This window comes from Streptomyces hokutonensis (assembly GCF_000376565.1).
GTDB lineage: Bacteria > Actinomycetota > Actinomycetes > Streptomycetales > Streptomycetaceae > Streptomyces > Streptomyces hokutonensis.
On record NZ_BARG01000006.1, the window covers coordinates 144,391 to 164,227 of the forward strand.

The 19,837-nt window shown below is 70.5% G+C and carries 16 protein-coding genes and 1 tRNA gene; 3 read left to right on the forward strand and 14 right to left on the reverse strand.

The annotated features are described in order from the left end of the window. Positions 1-130: 130 nt before the first annotated feature. Both SSP08S_RS02240 and SSP08S_RS02245 read right to left on the reverse strand, forming a co-directional pair. Positions 131-1,930 carry a DEAD/DEAH box helicase gene (locus tag SSP08S_RS02240; RefSeq protein ID WP_019065948.1) on the reverse strand — a complete coding sequence of 600 codons (1,800 nt, stop codon included), beginning with the start codon at positions 1,928-1,930 and terminating at the stop codon, positions 131-133. Between the two features lie 284 nt (positions 1,931-2,214). Further along, on the reverse strand, positions 2,215-3,681 hold the full coding sequence (locus tag SSP08S_RS02245) for an MFS transporter (protein WP_043259236.1): 1,467 nt from the start codon (positions 3,679-3,681) through the stop codon (positions 2,215-2,217). 189 nt (positions 3,682-3,870) lie between these two features. Between SSP08S_RS02245 and SSP08S_RS02250 the strand changes: the two genes are divergently transcribed. Then, a tRNA-Cys gene (locus tag SSP08S_RS02250) sits at positions 3,871-3,942 on the forward strand. 216 nt (positions 3,943-4,158) lie between these two features. After that, the gene (locus SSP08S_RS02255; RefSeq protein WP_019065950.1) at positions 4,159-4,545 is read left to right on the forward strand and encodes an AQJ64_40280 family protein; all 387 of its coding nucleotides are present in this window, start codon (positions 4,159-4,161) and stop codon (positions 4,543-4,545) included. 1 nt (position 4,546) lies between these two features. Here the strand turns inward: SSP08S_RS02255 and SSP08S_RS02260 are convergent, their stop codons facing one another. The 11 genes from SSP08S_RS02260 to SSP08S_RS02310 form a co-directional block, all read right to left on the reverse strand. Then, positions 4,547-5,254, reverse strand: a complete 708-nt coding sequence (locus SSP08S_RS02260; RefSeq protein ID WP_019065951.1) for a DinB family protein — start codon at positions 5,252-5,254, stop codon at positions 4,547-4,549. A 109-nt stretch (positions 5,255-5,363) separates the two neighbouring features. After that, the gene (locus SSP08S_RS02265; RefSeq protein WP_019065952.1) at positions 5,364-6,539 is read right to left on the reverse strand and encodes an SUKH-4 family immunity protein; all 1,176 of its coding nucleotides are present in this window, start codon (positions 6,537-6,539) and stop codon (positions 5,364-5,366) included. 262 nt (positions 6,540-6,801) lie between these two features. Further along, positions 6,802-9,117, reverse strand: a complete 2,316-nt coding sequence (locus SSP08S_RS02270; protein ID WP_019065953.1) for a xanthine dehydrogenase family protein molybdopterin-binding subunit — start codon at positions 9,115-9,117, stop codon at positions 6,802-6,804. Continuing rightward, positions 9,114-10,850: a 2Fe-2S iron-sulfur cluster-binding protein gene (locus tag SSP08S_RS02275; protein ID WP_019065954.1), complete on the reverse strand. Its 1,737-nt coding sequence runs from the start codon at positions 10,848-10,850 to the stop codon at positions 9,114-9,116. Before SSP08S_RS02275 ends, SSP08S_RS02270 begins: the two co-directional genes overlap by 4 nt. Further along, complete coding sequence (locus SSP08S_RS02280) at positions 10,847-11,740, reverse strand: FAD binding domain-containing protein (RefSeq protein WP_019065955.1); 894 nt, start codon at positions 11,738-11,740, stop codon at positions 10,847-10,849. The genes SSP08S_RS02275 and SSP08S_RS02280 overlap by 4 nt, the downstream gene beginning before the upstream one ends. 234 nt (positions 11,741-11,974) lie before the next feature. Then, complete coding sequence (locus SSP08S_RS02285) at positions 11,975-13,606, reverse strand: beta-N-acetylhexosaminidase (protein WP_019065956.1); 1,632 nt, start codon at positions 13,604-13,606, stop codon at positions 11,975-11,977. A gap of 1 nt (position 13,607) precedes the next feature. Next, the gene (locus tag SSP08S_RS02290) at positions 13,608-14,453 is read right to left on the reverse strand and encodes a carbohydrate ABC transporter permease (RefSeq protein ID WP_026178116.1); all 846 of its coding nucleotides are present in this window, start codon (positions 14,451-14,453) and stop codon (positions 13,608-13,610) included. Continuing rightward, positions 14,450-15,325, reverse strand: coding sequence for a carbohydrate ABC transporter permease (locus SSP08S_RS02295; RefSeq protein ID WP_019065958.1), 876 nt, complete (start codon positions 15,323-15,325; stop codon positions 14,450-14,452). The genes SSP08S_RS02290 and SSP08S_RS02295 overlap by 4 nt, the downstream gene beginning before the upstream one ends. A gap of 84 nt (positions 15,326-15,409) precedes the next feature. Next, positions 15,410-16,705 carry an extracellular solute-binding protein gene (locus SSP08S_RS02300; protein WP_019065959.1) on the reverse strand — a complete coding sequence of 432 codons (1,296 nt, stop codon included), beginning with the start codon at positions 16,703-16,705 and terminating at the stop codon, positions 15,410-15,412. A gap of 227 nt (positions 16,706-16,932) precedes the next feature. After that, a complete protein-coding gene (locus SSP08S_RS02305; protein ID WP_026178118.1) occupies positions 16,933-17,220 on the reverse strand; it encodes a DUF3039 domain-containing protein in 288 nt (95 codons plus the stop codon). A gap of 29 nt (positions 17,221-17,249) precedes the next feature. Next, entirely contained in the window at positions 17,250-17,825 is a 576-nt protein-coding gene (locus tag SSP08S_RS02310; RefSeq protein WP_019065961.1) for a YqgE/AlgH family protein, read from the reverse strand. Positions 17,826-18,078: 253 nt separating this feature from the next. On the opposite strand from SSP08S_RS02310, the gene murA reads away from it, so the two are divergent. Continuing rightward, positions 18,079-19,425, forward strand: coding sequence for a UDP-N-acetylglucosamine 1-carboxyvinyltransferase (gene murA / locus SSP08S_RS02315; RefSeq protein WP_019065962.1), 1,347 nt, complete (start codon positions 18,079-18,081; stop codon positions 19,423-19,425). Positions 19,426-19,524: 99 nt separating this feature from the next. On the opposite strand, the gene SSP08S_RS02320 is transcribed toward murA, so the two are convergent. Continuing rightward, positions 19,525-19,806 carry an HU family DNA-binding protein gene (locus SSP08S_RS02320; protein WP_019056394.1) on the reverse strand — a complete coding sequence of 94 codons (282 nt, stop codon included), beginning with the start codon at positions 19,804-19,806 and terminating at the stop codon, positions 19,525-19,527. Positions 19,807-19,837 lie beyond the last annotated feature (31 nt).

The following is a 19,837-nucleotide window of genomic DNA, read 5'->3' on the forward strand; positions in this document are numbered from 1 at the left end:
TGAGCGGAAGTCTCCGTCCAGAATCCGGGCACCACCTGGTACGGACCGGTTCGGTTCACGGTGATATGTCCTGACCTGCGGGTCGCCCGCGCACAACTTCCGTACGAATGTGCGGGATCGACGGGGTGGGTCAGCGCATACGCGTGGCCCACTCCTGGACCTTCGCGATGCGCTGCCGCAGCTGCCCCGCCGTGGCCTCGGCGCTCGGCGGGCCGCCGCAGGTGCGGCGCAGTTCGGTGTGGATGACGCCGTGCGGTTTGCCGGTCTGGTGGACGTACGCGGAGACCATGGTGTTGAGCTGTTTCCGCAGCTCCATCATCTCCTTGTGGGAGACGACGGGCCGCCGCTCGGCGGGCAGTTCGAGCAGGTCGGCCTCGGAGTCCGGCTTCTTGCGGCTGTGCGCGATCTGCCGGGCCTGCCGCTTCTGGAGCAGCAGCTGCACCTGGTCGGGTTCGAGGAGCCCGGGGATGCCGAGGTAGTCCTGCTCCTCCTCGCTCCCCGGGTGCGCCTGCATGCCGAACTCGGCACCGTCGTAGAGCACCCGGTCGAAGACGGCCTCGGACTCCAGCGCCTCGAAGGCGAACTGCTCCTGCTCGCCGGTGTCCTCGTCCTGCTCCTTGTTCGCCTCGTCCATCTCCTGCTCGGACTCGGCGTACGGGTCCTCCTCGCCCTCCTTCTTGGGCTTGTCGAGGGCGTGGTCGCGCTCGACCTCCATCTCGTTGGCGAAGGTGAGGAGGTCGGGGACGGTCGGAAGGAAGACGGAGGCCGTCTCGCCCCGGCGCCGGGACCGCACGAAGCGCCCGACGGCCTGGGCGAAGAAGAGGGGCGTGGAGATGGTGGTGGCGTAGACCCCGACGGCGAGCCGAGGCACGTCGACGCCCTCCGACACCATCCGCACCGCGACCATCCACCGGTCGTTGCTCGCCGCGAAGTCGTCGATGCGCTTGGAGGCACCGGTGTCGTCGGACAGGACGACGGTCGCCTTGGAGCCGGTGATCTCGCGGATCAGTTTGGCGTAGGCGCGCGCGGAGTCCTGGTCGGAGGCGATGACGAGCGCGCCGGCGTCCGGGATGCCCTTCCGGACCTCGGTCAGCCGCTGGTCGGCGGCGCGCAGCACGCTCGGCATCCACTCACCGCGCGGATCCAGCGCCGTACGCCAGGCCTGGCTGATCGCGTCCTTGGTCATCGGCTCGCCGAGCCGCGCGGCGATCTCGTCACCGGCCTTGGTCCGCCAGCGCATGTTGCCGCTGTAGGAGAGGAAGATGACCGGCCGGACGACATGGTCGGCGAGCGCGTTGCCGTAGCCGTAGGTGTAGTCGGCGGAGGACCGCCGGATCCCGTCGTTCCCTTCCTCGTACGTCACGAAGGGAATGGGATTGGTGTCGGACCGGAACGGCGTACCGGTCAGCGCGAGCCGCCGGGTGGCCGGCTCGAAGGCTTCGAGGCACGCCTCGCCCCACGACTTCGAGTCACCGGCGTGGTGGATCTCGTCGAGGATGACGAGGGTCTTGCGCTGCTCCACCCGATTCCGGTGCAGCATGGGCCGCACGCCGACGCCGGCGTACGTGACGGCGACCCCGTCGTAGTCCTTGCCGAGCGGCCCGGCGCTGTACTCCGGGTCGAGCTTGATCCCTATCCGCGCGGCCGCCTCCGCCCACTGCTTCTTGAGGTGCTCGGTCGGCGCGACCACGGTCACCTGCTGCACGACATGGTGGTGCAGCAGCCAGGAGGCGAGGGTGAGCGCGAAGGTCGTCTTGCCGGCGCCGGGTGTCGCGACCGCGAGAAAGTCCCGCGGCTGCTCCTGGACATACCTCTCCATCGCCCCCTGCTGCCAGGCACGCAGCTTGCTGGCGGTGCCCCAGGGGGCGCGGCCGGGGAAGGCCGGGGAGAGGTGGTGGGTGTTGGCGGAGGAGGCGGCGGTGGTAGTCACGGTCTCCGTTTGGTTGGTAGGGCGGCTCGGCGAGGGCGTCTGCGTCGGCTTGAGCTTCGGCTCGGGCTCGGGGCTCGGCTTCGGCTACGTATGACAACCGGGCCACCCTACCGGCGGGCCGGCGCTGTCAACGTGCGGACGACGCCGGGGTGGGTGGGGATGGGACTGAGGTCACAGATCACGGGAGTGGTGAGCGCGCGTGGCCGGCGCGCGGAGCACAGCGGTCGGGCAGCCGGGCGGTTCTGCCGGACGTCCGATCTGGTAACGCGCGGTTCCGCCTAGTGTCACCGTGATTCCTTCCGCACCCTCGTGGTCACCCAAGCCCCCACCAACGCCACCCCCGCCATCGGCAGAAACACGGCGGCGAAGGCAGCCGGATGAGAGCCGCCACTCGCCGAACCGACCACATGCCCGACCGTGCCCCCGCCCAGCGCACCGAACGCGGCCCCGCCGACGGACAGCAGCACGACGTTGGACAGCCCGTCGGAGATCTGGAGCGCGGCCGAGTTGGAGCCCGCCTCCTCCGGCGCGGAGAGCTGGAGCAGCAGCACGCTGGTGGAGGACATCACCAGCCCCATCCCGAAACACCCGAACCCCCACGCGACGGCCACGGTCCACACGGGAACCGTATGGATGAGGACGCTCGGAGCCGCGGCGATCGCACCGGCCACCAGCACCATCCCGAACGTCATCAGGCGTACCCGGTACGGCTCGACCCGCGCCCGCGCCTGGACCCACGACCCGAGCGCCCACGTCCCGCCGCCCGCCGCGAGCGAGAACCCGGCCAAGGTCGGCGACAGCCCCCGCTGGGTCACCAGCATCAACGGCACGAAGGACTCCGCCGAGATGAACGCCCCGGCCCCCAACCCCCGCAACAACACGACCGACGGCAGCCCCCGCGCCGCCCGGTACGTACCGCGCGGCAACAGCCCGAGCACGGCCGGCACGAGCAGCGCGACGCCCGCGGCGGCCGGGACCAGCGAGAACCACGTCAGATCCTGAGCGGCGTACTGAAAGAGCCCGGCACCGAGCGAGATCCCGAGGGCGAGCCGGATCCGGCGCCGGTCGAAGGAGCCGGGCGAGCCGGGCGGCTCACCTGTGTCGCCTATGGGCCCGCCCGCCCGCCGCCGTATCTGCGGAAGGGCCAGCGCGAGCGGAAAGACGACCAGCACCGGAATCCCGACGAACACCCAACGCCAGCCCAGCTGTTCGGTCACCGCGCCGGCGGCGAGCGGCCCGACGACGGACGGCACCACCCAGCTCGCGGCGAACGCGGCCACGATGCCGGGCCGCAACCGCTCCGGATAGGCCCGCCCGATCACCACGTACAGAGCGACGATGACCAGCCCACCGCCCAGCCCCTGCACGGCCCGCCCCAGCACGAACACCCACATGACCTGGGCGGTCCCCGCGACCAGCAACCCGGCGGCGAACGCCCCGATCCCGGTGGTCAACGCCCCGAGCGGCCCCCGCCGGTCCGACCACTGCCCGGCCAACACCATCCCGAAGAGACTCGTCGTGAAGTACCCGGAGAACGCGAACGCGTACAACGCCACCCCGTCCAGCTCCCGAGCCGCAACGGGCATGGCCGTCCCCACGGCCGTCGCCTCGAAGGCGATCAACAGCACCACGGACACGATCCCGACACTGAGCGCCCGATACGACCGCCCCAGCACCCCGCCCCGACACTCATCGACCAGGTCAGGGGCAGCATCCGTGACGCCGGCGTCACGCGGTTCGAGGACGGTCATGCGGGCCAGCGTAAGGCTCATCTCACGGGTTAACCCCTGTCAAAAGAAGGTTCGGGTCTGCGACCTTGGTCGTACGACCGCTGCCCCCCACTCCCCCATTCATGAACGCGGTATGGCAGTCCCGTTGCACCACCCCCGGCCCCCTTGCCCGGGCCCATCCCCCACCCATACGGTCAACTCACCAACCACGGCCGTGTGCCCGAGTGGTTCAGGGACTCGCCTGCAAAGCGAGTTACGCGGGTTCGATTCCCGCCACGGCCTCTGGATGCCTGACCAGGCATAGCGAATGGGCGGTACTCCACCTGGGGTGCCGCCCTTCTTGCGCGGTGTGGCGGCTAACCCGCGGAGCAGAGGCTGGCTGGTGATGGTTCCGCCGCCCCAGCCGTCGCTGGCCCACGCGGACAGTTGAGCGGTGGACCGAGCCTCGGCGGCTCAGGCAACCTTCCCAGGCGCCGAGTCGTCTTGCCCCGCATGGAGATGACGAGCCTGAGCACTCCGGTGACATGGGTCGACGTGCGGGACGCCCTGCCTTCGAGTGGTACGCCGGTGGCTGCCGCGATCACCGGGCGGTATCCGGCCGACGATGGCACCGAGTCCAGTGCCGCGCCGGGTGAGGAATTCTGGCTGGTGCGGCCGATGTATTTCACCTCTCTGCACTTCGGTGCGGACGGGACCGAGCACCGGGACTGCTTCGTCGATTCCGACGGGGTCGTCCGGCTGGCCTACGGGCTCGACAGCGCCGAGACCGTGACGCATTGGGCCGAACTGCCCACGCTGCCGGGTGAGATGACGGCGCGTGCGGTGCTCGGGGAGAGCGTGCAGGCGGCTCTCCAGCGTGCGTGGAGTGCCCAGTCCCGAGGCTGACTCACCTCCGCGCCCGCCACAGGTCCCGCAGCAGTGCGATCTCCGCCATGTGGTGGATGAATTCCAGGTTGGCCCCTGCCACGACGGCTATGTACGGGTTGTCGGGGTCGGAGCCGTACGGGTATTGGGAGAAGCCGACCACGTCCAACTGGTCCTCCGTCACCGTGGCTACGGCTGCGCGCCAGCGGTCGATCACCGGCCAGAAGTCGTCCAGGGTCTGGGCCGCCCAGGGGCTGAAGTCGACCATCTGCTTGGGGTCACGGCGTCGTTCGCCGAACGTCCACTCCCACGCCCCCGCGAACTGGAAGTGCAGATGGCCCAGGCGCCACGCGATCGTCGTGATCGGGGTCGTGTCCGGTTCGGGCTCGCCCGTGTGGGCGAGGACCTGCTCGACCCGTTCGACGGTCACGCTCCAGTCGTCGGCGATCTTGTCGACGGTCATGCCGTCGGCGGCCTGGCGGGCGACCTCGGCGTACTCGCTCGCCGGGATGTCCGGTGCGCCCAGGTCGAGGACCCACTCTCCCGGTCCGAACGCCCTCGGTGTCACCGCCTCGCTCCGGCGGCGGAGGGACCAGCAGTCGGGCGCCGGCTCCCAGAGGTACTCCTCATCGCCGAGTCCCGTCAGCCGGACCTGGGCCATCTCCCGGGCCTTGTCGAACTGCTCCAGCAGCAGGCCCAGTCGGTCGGTCCGTGTGTGTTCGGTGTCCATGTCCCGTTCCCCCTCGCCGCGTTGCAGTCAGGCGGAGGGAACGTAGCGGCTCACCTCGCTTCCGCGCGAACGAGTTTCGCCGCCGACCGCGCCTTCGTCCGCGTCCGCCTCAGAGCACCCCACCCGCCTCGTCCTGGAACGCCTCCGTCCAGTAGTGCGGGTGGCGTCGGCCGGCCGCCCCTGTCTGTCGGCCCGTCGGGTCCACCGTCGACAGGGTCTGGAGCATCGTCGTGGCCAACTGGTCGTACGCCTCTGCCGTCAGTTCGCCCGAGAGGTTCGCGTCGATCGCCCGCTCGCGGTGGAGCAGCCAGAGGGTGAAGGCGAGGGTCGAGACGTCCGTGTTGAGCGGGGCCAGCGTCGCTTCCGGCTCGCTCCAGGTCAGGATCTCGCCCGTGGCGCCGTCCACCACCAGGCTGTTGTCCTCGACGAGATGGCCGAGGCGGATCAACTCGTCGGCGCGGGCGGGGAGTTCGTCGGCGGGCTCGTCCTCGTAGAACTCGGACAGGGTCGGGAGCGGGACGTCCGTGTCCAGCTGGAAGAGGAGCGCGTCCTCGGGCAGGCCCGTCTCGCGCAGGAAGCGGCGGGTCGGCTCGTGGGTGAGTGTGGCGGGGAAGTCGACCTCCTCGAAGCGGGCCACCGTGCCCTGGCCGAACTCCTGGTCCAGCAGGCGGGCCGGGATGTCGAGGGTCAGCCCCGATGTCGTGCCGGGGCCCGCGACCAGGGCCAGTGGGCGGATCAGGGCCGCCGCCTTCCAGAACGGGGGCACCTCGCCGTCCGTCTCCGACTCGAAGATCGAGAGCAGGTGGCGCGACGCCTCCGCCGCCGTCTGCGCGCCGTGGCGGCCCTCGTAGGAGGCGAACTGGCCGCTCAGGGCGGTCAGTTCGTCGGTGGTCGTGGTGAAGCGGGCCAGCGTTTCGATCGACGGGGCCAGCGGGCCGGTCTCCATCAGGTCCGGGCGGTCGTGGAAGAAGTACGTCGTGGCGATCTCGCCCGTCTCGCCGTCCAGCAGGATCGACTCCGCCTCGCCGCCGTCGGGTCCCCAGAGCGCGCCTATCACCAGCTGGTCCCGGAGCTCCGCCGCCAGCGGGTCGGGATCGCCCAGCGAGTCCGCGACCGTCCGCAGGCCCTCCCTGCGCAGCTCCTCGAACGTCAACAGGGCGCTGTCGCCCGGCAGTCCGGGGCCCGTCAGCCAGCGGCGCGTGGACGCGTGCGTGACGTACGGATCGAGGTCGTCCTCGGTCAAGGTGATCGTGGTCGCCGTAGAACCGGCGTCGGTCCTGCTCATCGTCGTTCCCCCGTGCATGGTTCCCCCGTGCGTGAATCTTCCCCGTGCGGCACCGGTGTTCCGCTGTCGTCCCCACTGCCCAGAACACTACGCGGCGCCACTGACAATGGCCCTGACCAGCGAAAACGCGGCGAGACCGCGGTGAGGACGCCTCGCGGAGCGCGGGCGGACGCGGAACGTCCGAAACGTCCTCACCCCCATCAGACGCTCAGACCCCCGTGAGCGTTCCCGTCCCTCGGCGACCGCTCCGCCGACGGCGCGCCTACTGCCCGTACTGTCCATTCGTCACAACCGCCGCCTGGGGGCGGATCGGCAGGCGGTTCACGGGGCGGCCGGTGGCGGCGCGTACGGCGGAGGCGATGGCTGCCGGGGAGGTGACGACCGGTACCGCGCTGACCGCCTTCGCTCCGAAGGGGGCGACCACGTCGCGTTCCTCGACGAGTTTGACGATCTTGATGTCGGGGGTGTCCAGGGCGGTGGGGAGGGCGTAGCCGGTGAGGTCGGGGTGGCGGATCAGCCCGCGCGCGGTGCGCAGGTTTTCCGTCAACGCGATGCCTACGCCCTGGGTGACGCCGCCTTCGATCCGGGCGACCAGTTGGGTCGGGTTCAGGATGCGGCCGACGTCCTGGGCGAGGGCAAGTTCGACGACCCTCACCGAGCCCAGTTCGATGTCCACGTCGACCACCGCGCGGATCGCGCAGAACGCGAGGCCCACGAAGGCGTCGCCCTGGCCCGCCTCGTCCAGGGGCTCGGTCGGGTGCGGGCGGCACTGGGCGGTGGCCCACAGTTCCTTGCCGTCCAGAGCCTCCGTGACGGTCGTCGAGAGGACGCCGTCGTACGACGTGATCTTGCCGTCGGTGATCTGGAGCAGTTCGGTGGACATGCCGAACTTGTGCGCCAGGGGCTGGAGGAGTTGGGTGCGGACCATTTTCGCGGCGCGTTCGACGGCGCCGCCCGAGACCCAGGTGTGGCGGCCGCGGCAGCCGGGACCCGCGGGAGGCTGATCGGTGTCTACGGGGGCGACGTGCACCTCGTCGATGCCCAGGGTCTCCTGGACGATCTGGCGGGCGAGGGTGGTGAAGCCCTGGCCGGTCTCGACGGCCGCGCACAGGACGGTCGCGATGCCGTCGTGGACCTTCACGGTGGCCGTGGAGACCTCGTCGGCGCCCTCGGCGCCGAGCATGTGGACCATGCCGAGGCCGTAGCCGACGCCCCGGCGTACCGCGCCCGGTTCGCCCGCGCCCTCGGGGCCGCCGGGCAGCAGCCACTCGTCCTCGGGGGTGTCCTTGGGGAGCTGCGGCAGCGGGAAGTCCCGTACGGCCTGGAGGAGTTCGGCGACCGGTGCCGGGCAGGTCACCGTCTGGCCGGTGGGGAGGACGTCACCGGTGGCCATGGCGTTGCGCAGGCGCAGCTCGGCCGGGTCCATGGCGAGCTTCTTGGCGAGTTTGTCCATCTGCGCCTCGTAGGCGGCGCAGACCTGCATGGCGCCCTCGCCGCGCACGTGCCCGGAGGGCGGGTTGTTGGTGCGGACGGCCCAGCCCTCGATGAAGGCGTTCGGGACGACGTAGGGGCCGCAGGCGAAGGAGACGGCGGCGGCCAGGGCCTCCGAGGAGGTGTCGGCGTAGGCGCCCGCGTCGAGGAGGACCTGGGCCTCGACCTTGACCAGGCGGCCGTCCTCGTCGGCGTGGTGGCGATAGCGCAGGAGCGTGGGGTGGCGGTGGGTGTGGCCGAGGAAGGACTCCTCGCGCGTGGCGGTGAGTTTGACCGGGCAGCCGGTCTTCAACGCGAGCAGTCCGAGCGGGAGTTGGAAGCCCTGGTCCTCGCGGTCGGCGGTGGCCCCGGGGACGCCGGTGACGACGACCTTGACGCGGTCGGGCTCCAGGCCGTAGCAGGCGGCGGCCGTGTCGCGGTCGGTGTGCGGGTCCGTGGAGGCGATGTACAGCTCGACGCCGCCGTCCGGGCGGGGCACGGCGAGGCCGGCCTCGGCGCCGATGGGGGCGGGGTCCTGGCGGCCGATGCGGTACAGGCCCTCGACGACGACGTCGCCGGCCGCGTCCGGGTCGCCGTGGCGCAGCGGGATGTGCCGGATCAGGTTGCCGTCGGGGTGCAGCGGTTCGGCCTCGAAGGCCTGCTCGGGGTCGGTCACCGGGTCGAGTACTTCGTACTCGACCATGATGGCGGCGGCGGCCATCCGCGCGGTGTCCGGGTGATCGGCGGCGACCGCGGCGATGGGTTCCCCGTGGTGGCGCACCACTTCGGAGGCGAACACCGGGCGGTCGGCGGTGCCGCGGCCGTAGCGGTCCTGGCCCGGCACGTCCTCGTGGGTGATGACGGCCCGTACGCCCGGCATGTCGCGCGCGTGGGACGTGTCGACGGACACGATGCGCGCGTGCGGGTGCGGTGAGCGCAGGACGGCCGCCCACAGGAGGCCCTCGGCCCACAGGTCGGCGGCGTACGGGAAGGTGCCCTCGGTCTTGGCGCGGGCGTCGGCGGCCGGGAGCGAGGCGCCCAGGCCGTGGCCCGGATGCTCCGGGGCGGGCGCGGCCTCCGTGGTCGCGGTGGCGGCTTCGTTGCTCACGCCTGACCTCCGTCCTGGCCGTACACCTGGTCCTGCGTGCGCGGGGACTCGAACGCCGACTGGTGGACACCACCGGCTCCGGGGCCCGCCTGGTGGGGAATACGCGCCTCGTCGCCGTCCGACTCAGGTTCGGCGGCAGCGGCGTGCGCCTCGCGTTCGGCGACGACTTCCTGTACGGCGTCCAGGACGCCCCGGTAGCCGGAGCAGCGGCACAGGTTGCCGCACAGGGCCTGGCGCGCCTCCAGTTCGGTGGGCGCGGGGTTGCCCTCCAGGAGGTCGTGCACGGTCATCGCCATGCCGGGTACGCAGAAGCCGCACTGCACGGCACCGCACTTGGCGAGCGCCCGCTGCACGTCCGAGGGCTGTCCCTCGACGGCGAGACCCTCGACCGTACGGACCTCGGAGCCGGCGGCGGTGACGGCGGGCACCAGGCAGGAGGCGACGAGCCGTCCGTCGACCTGGACGTTGCACGCGCCGCACTCGCCCTGGGAGCAGCCGTCCTTGGCGCCCGCGAGGCCGAGGCGTTCGCGGAGCACGTAGAGCAGCGACTCGCCGATCCAGGCGTCGGTGACGGGCCGGTCGGCGCCGTTGACGCGCAACACGTAGGAGGCGAGCGGGTGTTCGTCTCCGGGGAGCTTCGGGCCTGACTCGGCGTCCTCGTCCGGCGCGTCGGCGTCCGCGGCCGTCACGGGCGCCTCAGCGGCCTCCGGGGCGGCTTCGGCACCGTCGGACGCGTCGGCCGCCGCGGAGGGCTCAGCGGGCCTCTCAGTGGCCCCCTCGGCCTCTTCGGCATCGCCGCCCGCCGCGCCGTTCTCGTCGACCGACTGGGCGTCGGTCGCGGCGAGTTCGGCGGAGGCGTCGTCGTGGCGGTCGCCGCGCGCGTCGCCGTAGGGGTCGGCGGCGGCCTCGGTGCGGGCGTGCGCGTACGGGTCGCTGCCCTGGGGTTCCTCGTACGGGCGGCGGGTCGACTCGGCGGCCGGGTGCGCCTCGGACCGGTCGGCCGGGTGTGCGACACCGCGTCCGTCGGTGTCCGTCGCCGGGTACGCGGTGCCCCTGCCGTCGGTGCCGGTCGCGGGGTAGGCCGTGCCCCGCCCGTCGGTGCCGGTCGCGGGGTAGGCCGCGCCTCGGCCGTCGGTGTGCGCGTCGGACTGTACGGGCCGTTCCGTCACGCCCGTGCCGGACGCCTGCTGGGCCCAGTTCTGGCCCGCGCCGTCCGTCGCCCAGGGCGCGGGCGCGCCGCCGGGCAGGGTGGCGGGCGGGGTGCCGCCCCACTGCTCGACCAGGGCGGAGGTGGTGAACTCGCCCGACTCGTCCGGGAGATCGCCCCCGGCGACGGGGATCGACCACTCCCCGGTCACGTCGTGACCGGGCGCGGCGCCCCCGTCCGGGGCGTTGGTGTCCTGGAAGGTCCACTGGCCGGTGGCCCCGGGGTGGTAGGCGAACTGCTCGCCCCCGGCCGTCCCCTGCTGCGGTACGGCGTTCGGGTCGGGCCACTGGACGCCTTCGGCGGGCACGGCCCAGGAGCCGGTGCCCGACGGGTCGCCGTCCGGGGCGGGGCCGGCCGCTATGGGCGGCGGCACATAGCCGTGGCCCGGGGCGGCGAGGAGCGCGTCGATGCCCCCTTCGGGGAGTTTCACGAAGGCCGTGGCGCCGTCGTCGTAGTCGCCCTGGGGCAGCGGGTCCCAGCGTCCGCCGCCCTGGGGGGTGCCCTCTCCGTGCTGGTCGTCGGTCACGACAGCGCCCTCCCGAGTGCTCGTCGGGCAAGTGCGGCGACGGTGCGCCGCAGGTGCAGTACCGCGGGCGGAAGCTGTTCCACGGAGCCGTCCTCGGCCGGGGCCGGGTCGGGGATGCAGGCCGCGGCGACGTACTCCCCGAAGGCGGTCAGTGCCTCGGGGACGATCGCGCGGCCGTTGTCCCAGTCGATCAGCCGGGCCACCCACTGCTCGGCGTCCAGGGGTCTGAGCGGCATCGGCGCTATGGCGCCGACGGCGCACCTGACACCGCGCCTCGCGGGGTCGAGGACGACCGCGACGGACGCGACCGAGCGCCCGGGTCCGGTCCGGCCGGTCGCCTTCAGGAAGACCTGCGGCGCGTGCAGCAGGGGCACGCGCACGAAGCCGATGAGTTCGCCGCCGCGCAGCATCTCGACGCCGGCCAGGAGGTGCGACACCGGGATCTCCCGGCGGGCTCCGCCCTGGCCCGCGATGATCAGCGTCGCCTCCAGGGCGGCCAGCACGGGCAGCGCGTCCCCGGTGGGCGCGGCCGAGGCGATGTTGCCGCCCAGGGTGCCCGCGTTGCGGATCTGCGGCGGGCCCGCGGCGCGCGCGGAGGCCGCGAGCGCCGGGATGAGGGCGGCGAAGTCGGGGCGGCCCATGCGGGCGTGCGTGAGGCCCGCGCCGAGCAGCGCGTGGCCGTCCTGGTACTGCCAGCCGCGGATCTCGCTGATCCGCCCGAGACCGACCAGCGCGCTGGGCCTCAGCTGGCCCGAGTTGACGGCCGCCATGAGGTCGGTGCCGCCGGCCACGGGAACGGCCGTGGGCAGGGCCGTGAGCGCCGCCACGGCCTCGTCCAGCGTTGTGGGCAGCGTGACGGACTGCCCCGCCTGCGGTGCGTGCGTGGTCAAACCGGCTGCCCCTTCCCGCTGCCCCACCTGGTCCCACCTGTTGCTGCCGTACGGTACGTGCTGACAGGGCGGACGTGGCAACTCTGGCACATCTTCGCAAGACCCGAACGCGGGGGTCCGCTAGGAGGCATTCGCCCGTCTCATCAGCGAGATGGTCCGTTTTGGTACGGCATCACCGGTACGCGCGAATTGCCACTCAACGGTGACCCCTGGGGGCTTTTTCCCTTCTGTGTTCTAGGCGTTCGGGGGCGGGCCGTCCTTGGGGCGTCCCAGCACTCCGGGGCGGCGCTGCCACGGCAGGGGTCCGGTGGGCGGGCGGTAGGCGACACCCAGGGCGTCGAGTCGCGGATAGTGGGCGGTCATCCGGCGCTCGAAGTCGGCGAAGTCCCGTTCCGCGGGCGCCGGAAGGGCGCTCCAGGCGACCTCGGCGAACGCGGCCAGCCTGGGGAACGTCTGGTAGTCCACGCGCGCGTGATCCTCCATCACCTCGGTCCACACGTTGGCCTGCGCGCCCAGCACATGACGGGCCTCGGCCTCGGTGAGCTGCGCGGGAACGGGCTCGAAGCGGTAGACGTCCTCCAGGGTGCGCACATGGGCGATCGGCACCGGCTCGTCCTCGCCGGCATCCTGCCGCCAGTCCAAGTACACGTGTTGTTCAGGGCACATGACGACGTCGTGGCCCGCGCGGGCGGCGGTGATCCCGCCCTCGTAGCCGCGCCAGGACGACACGACGGCCCCGTCCGCGAGACCGCCCTCCAGGATCTCGTCCCAGCCGACGAGCCTTCTCCCGCGCGCGGAGAGCCACTTGTCGAAGTGTCCGATGAACCACGACTGCAACTCGTCCTCGTCCGCGAGCCCGAGTTCCCCGATGCGGGCCTGCGCGGCCGGCGACTGCTTCCACTGGTCCTTGGGGCATTCGTCGCCGCCGACGTGAATGAACTCCGAGGGGAACAGGTCGAGGAGTTCCTCGAACACCCCCTCGTAGAAGCGCAGGGTGTTGTCAGTGGGGGCGAGTACGTTCGGGTTGATGCCCCAGTTGTCCCAGACGGAGAGGGAGTTGGTGTCGATGACGTCCGTGTTGCCGAGTTCCGGATACGCGGCGATGGCGGCCTGCGAGTGTCCCGGTACGTCGATTTCCGGGACCACGGTGATATGCCGCTCGGCGGCGTAGGCGACGATCTCGCGGATGTCGTCCTGTGTGTAGTAGCCGCCGTGGGGCTTGTCGTCCCACAGGGGTGAGGCACGGTGGCCGAATTTCGTGCGGGCCCGCCAGGAGCCGATCTCGGTCAGCTTCGGGTACCGCTTGATCTGTACGCGCCATCCCTGGTCGTCCGTCAAGTGGAAGTGGAAGACGTTGAGTTTGTGCGCCGCCATCAGATCCAGGTAGCGCAGGACGCCTTCCTTGGGCATGAAGTGCCGGGCCACGTCGAGCATGAGGCCGCGCCAGGGGAAGCGGGGCGCGTCGTCGATCCTCTGGTGCGGCACGCCGTAAGTCATGTCGGGGTGGACGGGAGCGCGCCGGAAGGCGGCGGGGCCGAGGAGTTGACGCAGTGTCTGGGCGCCCCAGAACACGCCGGCGGGGCTGCCGCCCGTGATCACGACACCCCAGGTGGCGACCACCTCCAGGCGGTACGCCTCCGGCGGCAGGGTGTCGTCGAGGCGCAGCGCGACCGTGTTGCGGGCGCCCTCCTCGCCCGGCGGCAGCGGCAGTCCGAGGGCCGCGCCGAGCGTGGCCCGCAGCCAACGCTGGGTGCCCTCGGTGCCGGGCTCGCCCCACAGGGCGGTGTCCGTCTCGAACGGGAAACCGCAGCGGCCGGGGTCGGTCACGGCCGTGGGCGCCGGAATCAGTTCCGTCTCTGAAGTCACGTCAGTCCTTAACCGCTCCGCCCAGCCCCGAGACCAGGCGTCGCTGTACGAGTACGAAGAACACCAGCACCGGAATCGTCATCACCGTGGAGGCCGCCATGACCCCGCCCCAGTCAGGATCGTCGGGCTTGTAGAAGACCAACAGGGCCATCGGCAGGGTCGACTGGGAAGTGTCGCTGATGATGAAGGACTTGGCGAAGAGGAAGTCGTTCCAGGCCGAGATGAAGGAAAACACGCTCGTGGCGACCAAGCCCGGGAAGACGAGCGGGAAAAGGATCTGCCACAGGAATCGCGTCCGGCTCGCCCCGTCGATGTACGCGGCCTCCTCCAGCGCGTCCGGTACGGCTTTCACGAACCCCCGCAGCATCCAGATCGCGAACGGCAGCGAGAAGGCGATCTGGGGCAGGATCAGGGACCCCAGGGTGTTCAGCAGGCCGAGCCCCCGCATGGTGAAGAACAGGGGGATCGTCAGCGCTTCCACGGGCACCATCTGGGCCACCAGGAACATGATCAGGAGGGTGGTCCGGAAGCGGAACCGGAATCGGGTCACAGCGGTCGCGGCGAGAAAGGCGACCAGTGCCGAGACGATCACCACCGTGCCCGCCACGGCAAGGCTGTTGACGAAGTAACGGCCGAATTCCTGCTGCCCGAAGACCCGCCGGAAGGAGTCCAGGGAGGGCGCGAGCGTCCACGGCCGGGGCTCGCTCGACTCGATTTCCCCGGCCGGTTTGAAGGCGCTGAGCACCATCCAATAGAGGGGGAAGGCGACGACGACCGCGATCAGCAGCGCCGAGGCCTCGGCCGCGAGCCGCCAGGGCCGTCGTACGAAACCGCGGAGCATGCTCACAACTCCTCCCCCTGCCTGCGGAGCAGGCGCAGATAGACCAGCGTGACGGCGAGCAGCATCAGCAGCATGACGACGCCGATCGCCGAGCCGAGGCTGTACTTCGAGGACGCGAACGCCTGTTGGTAGGCGTACACGTTGAGGACGAGGTTCTGGCCCGCGATGCCGCCGCCGTTGGTCATGACGTAGATCTGGGTGAAGACCTTGAAGTCCCAGATGACCGACTGGATGGTGACGACGGTCAGGATCGGGCGGAGCATCGGCGTGAGGATCGACCGCCAGATGCGCCACTGCGAGGCGCCGTCCAGGGCGGCGGCCTCCAGGACCTCGGAGGGTACGGCGCGGATGCCGGCGTAGACCGTCACCATCACGAACGGGAAGGAGCACCACACCACTTCGAGCAGGACGAGGAAGAACGCGCTGAGGCGTCCGTACGTCCACGAGTGGTCACCGAGGCCCAGGACGCGGTTCACCGGGCCGAAGTCCGGGTCGAACAGCAGCAGCCAGACCGTCGAACCCGTCACCGCCGGGGTAGCCCACGCCCCCAACGCGGCCAGCATCAGCACGAGTCGGGGCACGGCGCGCACCCGAGTGAGCAGTACGGCGAGCGCGCAGCCGACCGCGAGCGTCGAGACCACGCACGCCCCGGCGAACAGCACGGTCGACAGCAGCACCTGCCAGAACTGGCTGTCGGAGAACAACTCCGCGTAGTTCCCGAACCCCTTGAAGGTGGTCGGTTCACCACCGCTCACCTGGGCCTGCGTGTACTGGAAGAACGAGATCAGGCCGAGTTGGTAGATGGGGTAGACGAGCAGACCGCCGAGGACGACAAGAGCCGGGGCAAGATAAATCCAAGGGGTCGTCCAACTCCCCAAGGGGCGCGGGGAACTGCGCGACCGGCCACGACGAACCCGCACCCGCGAACGATCCGCAGTCAACGAGCTATTAGGCGCCACGGCTCAACCCGCGGAGCTGAACGCGTCGTTCATCTTCTTCGCCGCGTCCTTCGAAGCCGCCGCCACGCTCTTCTTGCCGCTGATGACCTCCTGGAGCATCGTCGGCAGCACCAGCGAGGAGTCGATCTCGGACCAACCCGGGGACGCGGGAACGAACTTCGTCCCGGCGGCCAACGTCTCGACGAAGGGCTTCTCGAACGGCACCTTCGCGGCGGCCGCGTCACGGACGTCCGTGAACGTCGGCAGGAAGCCCATCGCGTCGAACATCGAGGCCTGGGTCGCCTTCGAGGTGAGCTGCTCCATGAGGTCGACCGCGAGCGTGCGGTGCGAAGTGCTCTTCAGGACACCGATGTTGTTGCCGCCGGCGAACGCGGGGGCGACCGAGCCGGACGCGACACCCGGCAGCGGGACGACCGCGTACTTGCCCTTGACCTTGCCCGCCTCGACCGCGCTGTGGCTGAAGTCGCCGCCGATCGCCATGCCCGCCTTGCCGGCCGCGAACGCGGTGATCGTGTCGTTGCCGCCCATGACCGCGCACTTGGCGGCGGGACAGTTGTCGCTCGTGAAGAGCGAGGTGTAGGCCTTGATGCCCTTCTGGGCGGCGGCGCCGTCGATGGCGGAGGTGTAGGTGCCGTCCTTGGCGGTGGCGAGTTCGCCGCCGTTGGCCCACACGAAGGGCATCGCGCCGTAGGTGTAGGCGCCGCCGACGACGAGGCCGTAGAGGTCGGACTTCGCCATGTGGATCTTCCGGGCGGTGGACGCCAACTCGGCCATGGTCTTGGGGGGTTGGAGGCCGAGGTCCTTGAAGACGTCGGTGCGGTAGTAGAGGGCGCGGACACCGACGTAGAACGGGGAGCCGTACTGCTTGCCGTCGACCGTGACGGACTGCTTCGCGGTGGGGTCGGTGTCCTTGGCCTCGCTCCAGGCGCCGAACTCCTTGGTGACGTCGAGGAGTCCGCCGTCGTGGACGTAGCCGGCCGTGTCGGTGTTGCCGTACTCCATGACGTCCGGCGCGGACTTCGGGTCGTTGAACGCGGCCTTGACGCGCTGGGCGCGGGTGTCGATCGGGATGTACTCGACGTCGACCTTGGTGCCCTTGTGGGCCTTCTCGAAGGCGGTGACCACGGAGTCGACGACCTTCGCCTTCGGGTCGTTGCCGACCTCCTGGAAGAGCCACACCCGCAGGGTGCCGCTCGTCTCGTCCTTGTCCGAGGCCGAGTTGTCGGAGGTCTGGGGCGCGCAGCCCGCCACGACGGCGGCGGTGGCCAGGAGTACGGCGAATCTGGGGGCGAGCTTCATGGAGCGTTCCTCCGGGGATCCGGGCGTGCGTTGCAACATATGCAATGGGCGTTTCGCTCTGCACAACACCACGGAGATTAAGGAGTAGATGAACGAAGCCACAAGAGGTCTCAACCACTTCGTGACACGCGAAAGGCCCTCGAAAAACCGCCGAAACACGCAAAAAGGCCCTCGGGGCGCGCCGAAGCACGCCCCGAGGGCCTTACGAAGTCAGACCGGCAAAGCGGCTACTTGTCGCCGCCCTTGCCCTTGTCGCCGTCCCCGCCCGAGCCCATGGACTCGTAGATCTCCTTGCACATGGGACACACCGGGTACTTCTTCGGGTCGCGGCCCGGTACCCAGACCTTCCCGCACAACGCCACCACAGGAGTGCCGTCCAGGGCGCTCGCCATGATCTTGTCCTTCTGGACGTAATGGGCGAAGCGCTCATGGTCCCCGTCGCCGTGCGACACCTGGGGCGTCGGCTCTACGAGGGTCCCCGTACCAGTCCCGCGCTCGGGCTCAAGAGTGCTCATACGGCCAAGGGTACTGAAGCCCACCGGCATCAGTTCAGCGAAGGGTCGTCCGGATAGGTCGCCACCATCGCGAGCTCGCTGCGCTGGCGGCGCAGCACCTCGCGCCAGAGCCGCTCCGGGGACGGCGAGGAGACGTCACCGGGCTCCGACTCGACGACGTACCAGGCGCCGTCCGTCAGTTCGTCCTCCAGCTGCCCCGGTCCCCAGCCGGCGTACCCGGCGAAGATTCTCAGGGAGCCGAGCGCCGAGGCGAGCAGTTCCGGCGGGGCCTCCAGGTCGACGAGGCCGATCGCGCCGTGCACCCGCCGCCAGCCGAGCGGGGCGCGCTCGGAGGACGCCGAGCCGCCCGGGATGACGGCGACGCCGAGGGCCGAGTCCAACTGCACCGGGCCGCCCTGGAAGACGACTCCCGGTTCGCCGGCGAGATCCGCCCAGCCCTCCAGGATGTCGCCGACGTCCACAGGAGTGGGCCGGTTGAGGACGACACCGAGGGAGCCCTCCTCGTCGTGGTCGAGAAGGAGCACCACCGCGCGGTCGAAGTTCGGGTCCGCCAGGGCGGGTGTTGCCACGAGCAACCGCCCTGTGAGCGAGGACACCTCGGTCATGCCAGACATGATCCCGCATCTTCCGCGTGATGGGGGAGGCAATGCGGGTACCTGAGTGAATGCAGCTCAGGGCGCACCGAAGCGTCCGCCGCGCACGCCCCCGCCCGGTGACCCCATGTGCCCGATTGAGAACGGTTCGTGTTGTGACACAGCTATGACGTGGCTGAGTGGTCCTCGGGCTTTCTGAAGGGGGGTGGGCGGCCATTACGCTTACGTCTTCGGCCCCTGCCCAACTCCACGGAACGCGAGATTCATGACCGTCAACGGCTCAGACGACGTACTGCTTGTCCACGGCGGAACCCCGCTGGAGGGCGAGATCCGTGTCCGCGGTGCGAAGAACCTCGTACCCAAGGCCATGGTCGCCGCCCTGCTGGGCAGTGAGCCAAGTCGACTGCGCAACGTACCGGACATCCGAGACGTTCGGGTCGTACGCGGACTGCTGCAACTGCACGGGGTGACGGTCCGTCCGGGTGAGGAGCCGGGCGAGCTGGTGCTCGATCCGTCGCACGTCGAGAGCGCCAACGTCGCCGACATCGATGCCCACGCGGGCTCGTCGCGCATCCCGATCCTGTTCTGCGGTCCGCTCCTTCACCGGCTCGGGCACGCGTTCATCCCGGGGCTCGGCGGCTGCGACATCGGCGGCCGGCCGATCGACTTCCACTTCGAGGTGCTGCGGCAGTTCGGCGCGAAGATCGAGAAGCGGGCGGACGGCCAGTACCTGGAGGCCCCGCAGCGGCTGCGCGGTACGAAGATCAAGCTGCCGTACCCGTCCGTCGGCGCGACCGAGCAGGTGCTGCTGACCGCGGTGTTGGCGGAGGGCGTCACCGAACTCGCCAACGCGGCCGTGGAACCGGAGATCGAGGACCTCATCTGCGTACTGCAGAAGATGGGCGCGATCATCGCCATGGACACCGACCGCACGATCCGCATCACCGGTGTGGACTCGCTCGGCGGCTACACCCACGCGGCCCTCCCGGACCGCCTGGAGGCCGCGTCCTGGGCGTCCGCGGCGCTGGCGACCGAAGGCAACATCTACGTCCGGGGCGCACAGCAGCGCTCGATGATGACGTTCCTCAACACCTACCGGAAGGTGGGCGGTGCCTTCGCGATCGACGACGAGGGCATCCGCTTCTGGCACCCCGGCGGGCAGTTGAAGTCCATCGCGCTCGAAACGGACGTGCACCCGGGCTTCCAGACGGACTGGCAGCAGCCGCTGGTCGTCGCCCTGACGCAGGCGACGGGCCTCTCCATCGTCCACGAGACGGTCTACGAGTCCCGGCTCGGCTTCACCTCCGCGCTCAACCAGATGGGCGCGCACATCCAGCTCTACCGCGAGTGCCTCGGCGGCTCCCACTGCCGCTTCGGCCAGCGCAACTTCCTCCACTCGGCGGTCGTCTCGGGCCCGACCCGCCTCCAGGGCGCCGACCTGGTCATCCCCGACCTCCGCGGCGGCTTCTCGTACCTCATCGCGGCGCTGGCGGCCCAGGGCACGTCCCGCGTCCACGGCATCGACCTCATCAACCGCGGCTACGAGAACTTCATGGAGAAGCTCGTCGAGCTGGGCGCGAAGGTCGAGTTGCCGGGCAAGGCGCTCGGATAAGCAGTCGGTCGTACGACGATGGGGCGGCCACCCTGACCGGGTGGCCGCCCCATTCGCGTTACTGAGCCTCGTACGCAATCCCGTCGCGTACGCGAAGGCCTACTTGCCCTTGGCGGCTTCCTTGAGCTTGCTGCCCGCGGACACCTTGACGCTGTAACCGGCGGGGATGTTGATGGGGTCGCCGGTCTGCGGGTTGCGCGCGGTGCGAGCGGCACGGTGGGTGCGCTCGAAGGTCAGGAAGCCGGGGATGGTGACCTTCTCGTCACCCTTGGAGACGATCTCGCCGACGGTCTCGGCGAACGCGGCCAGAACGGCGTCGGCGTCCTTGCGGGTCACCTCGGCACGGTCGGCCAGCGCGGCCACCAGCTCACTGCGGTTCATGTTGTTACTCCCGTGTTCTTCTTGCCGTTTG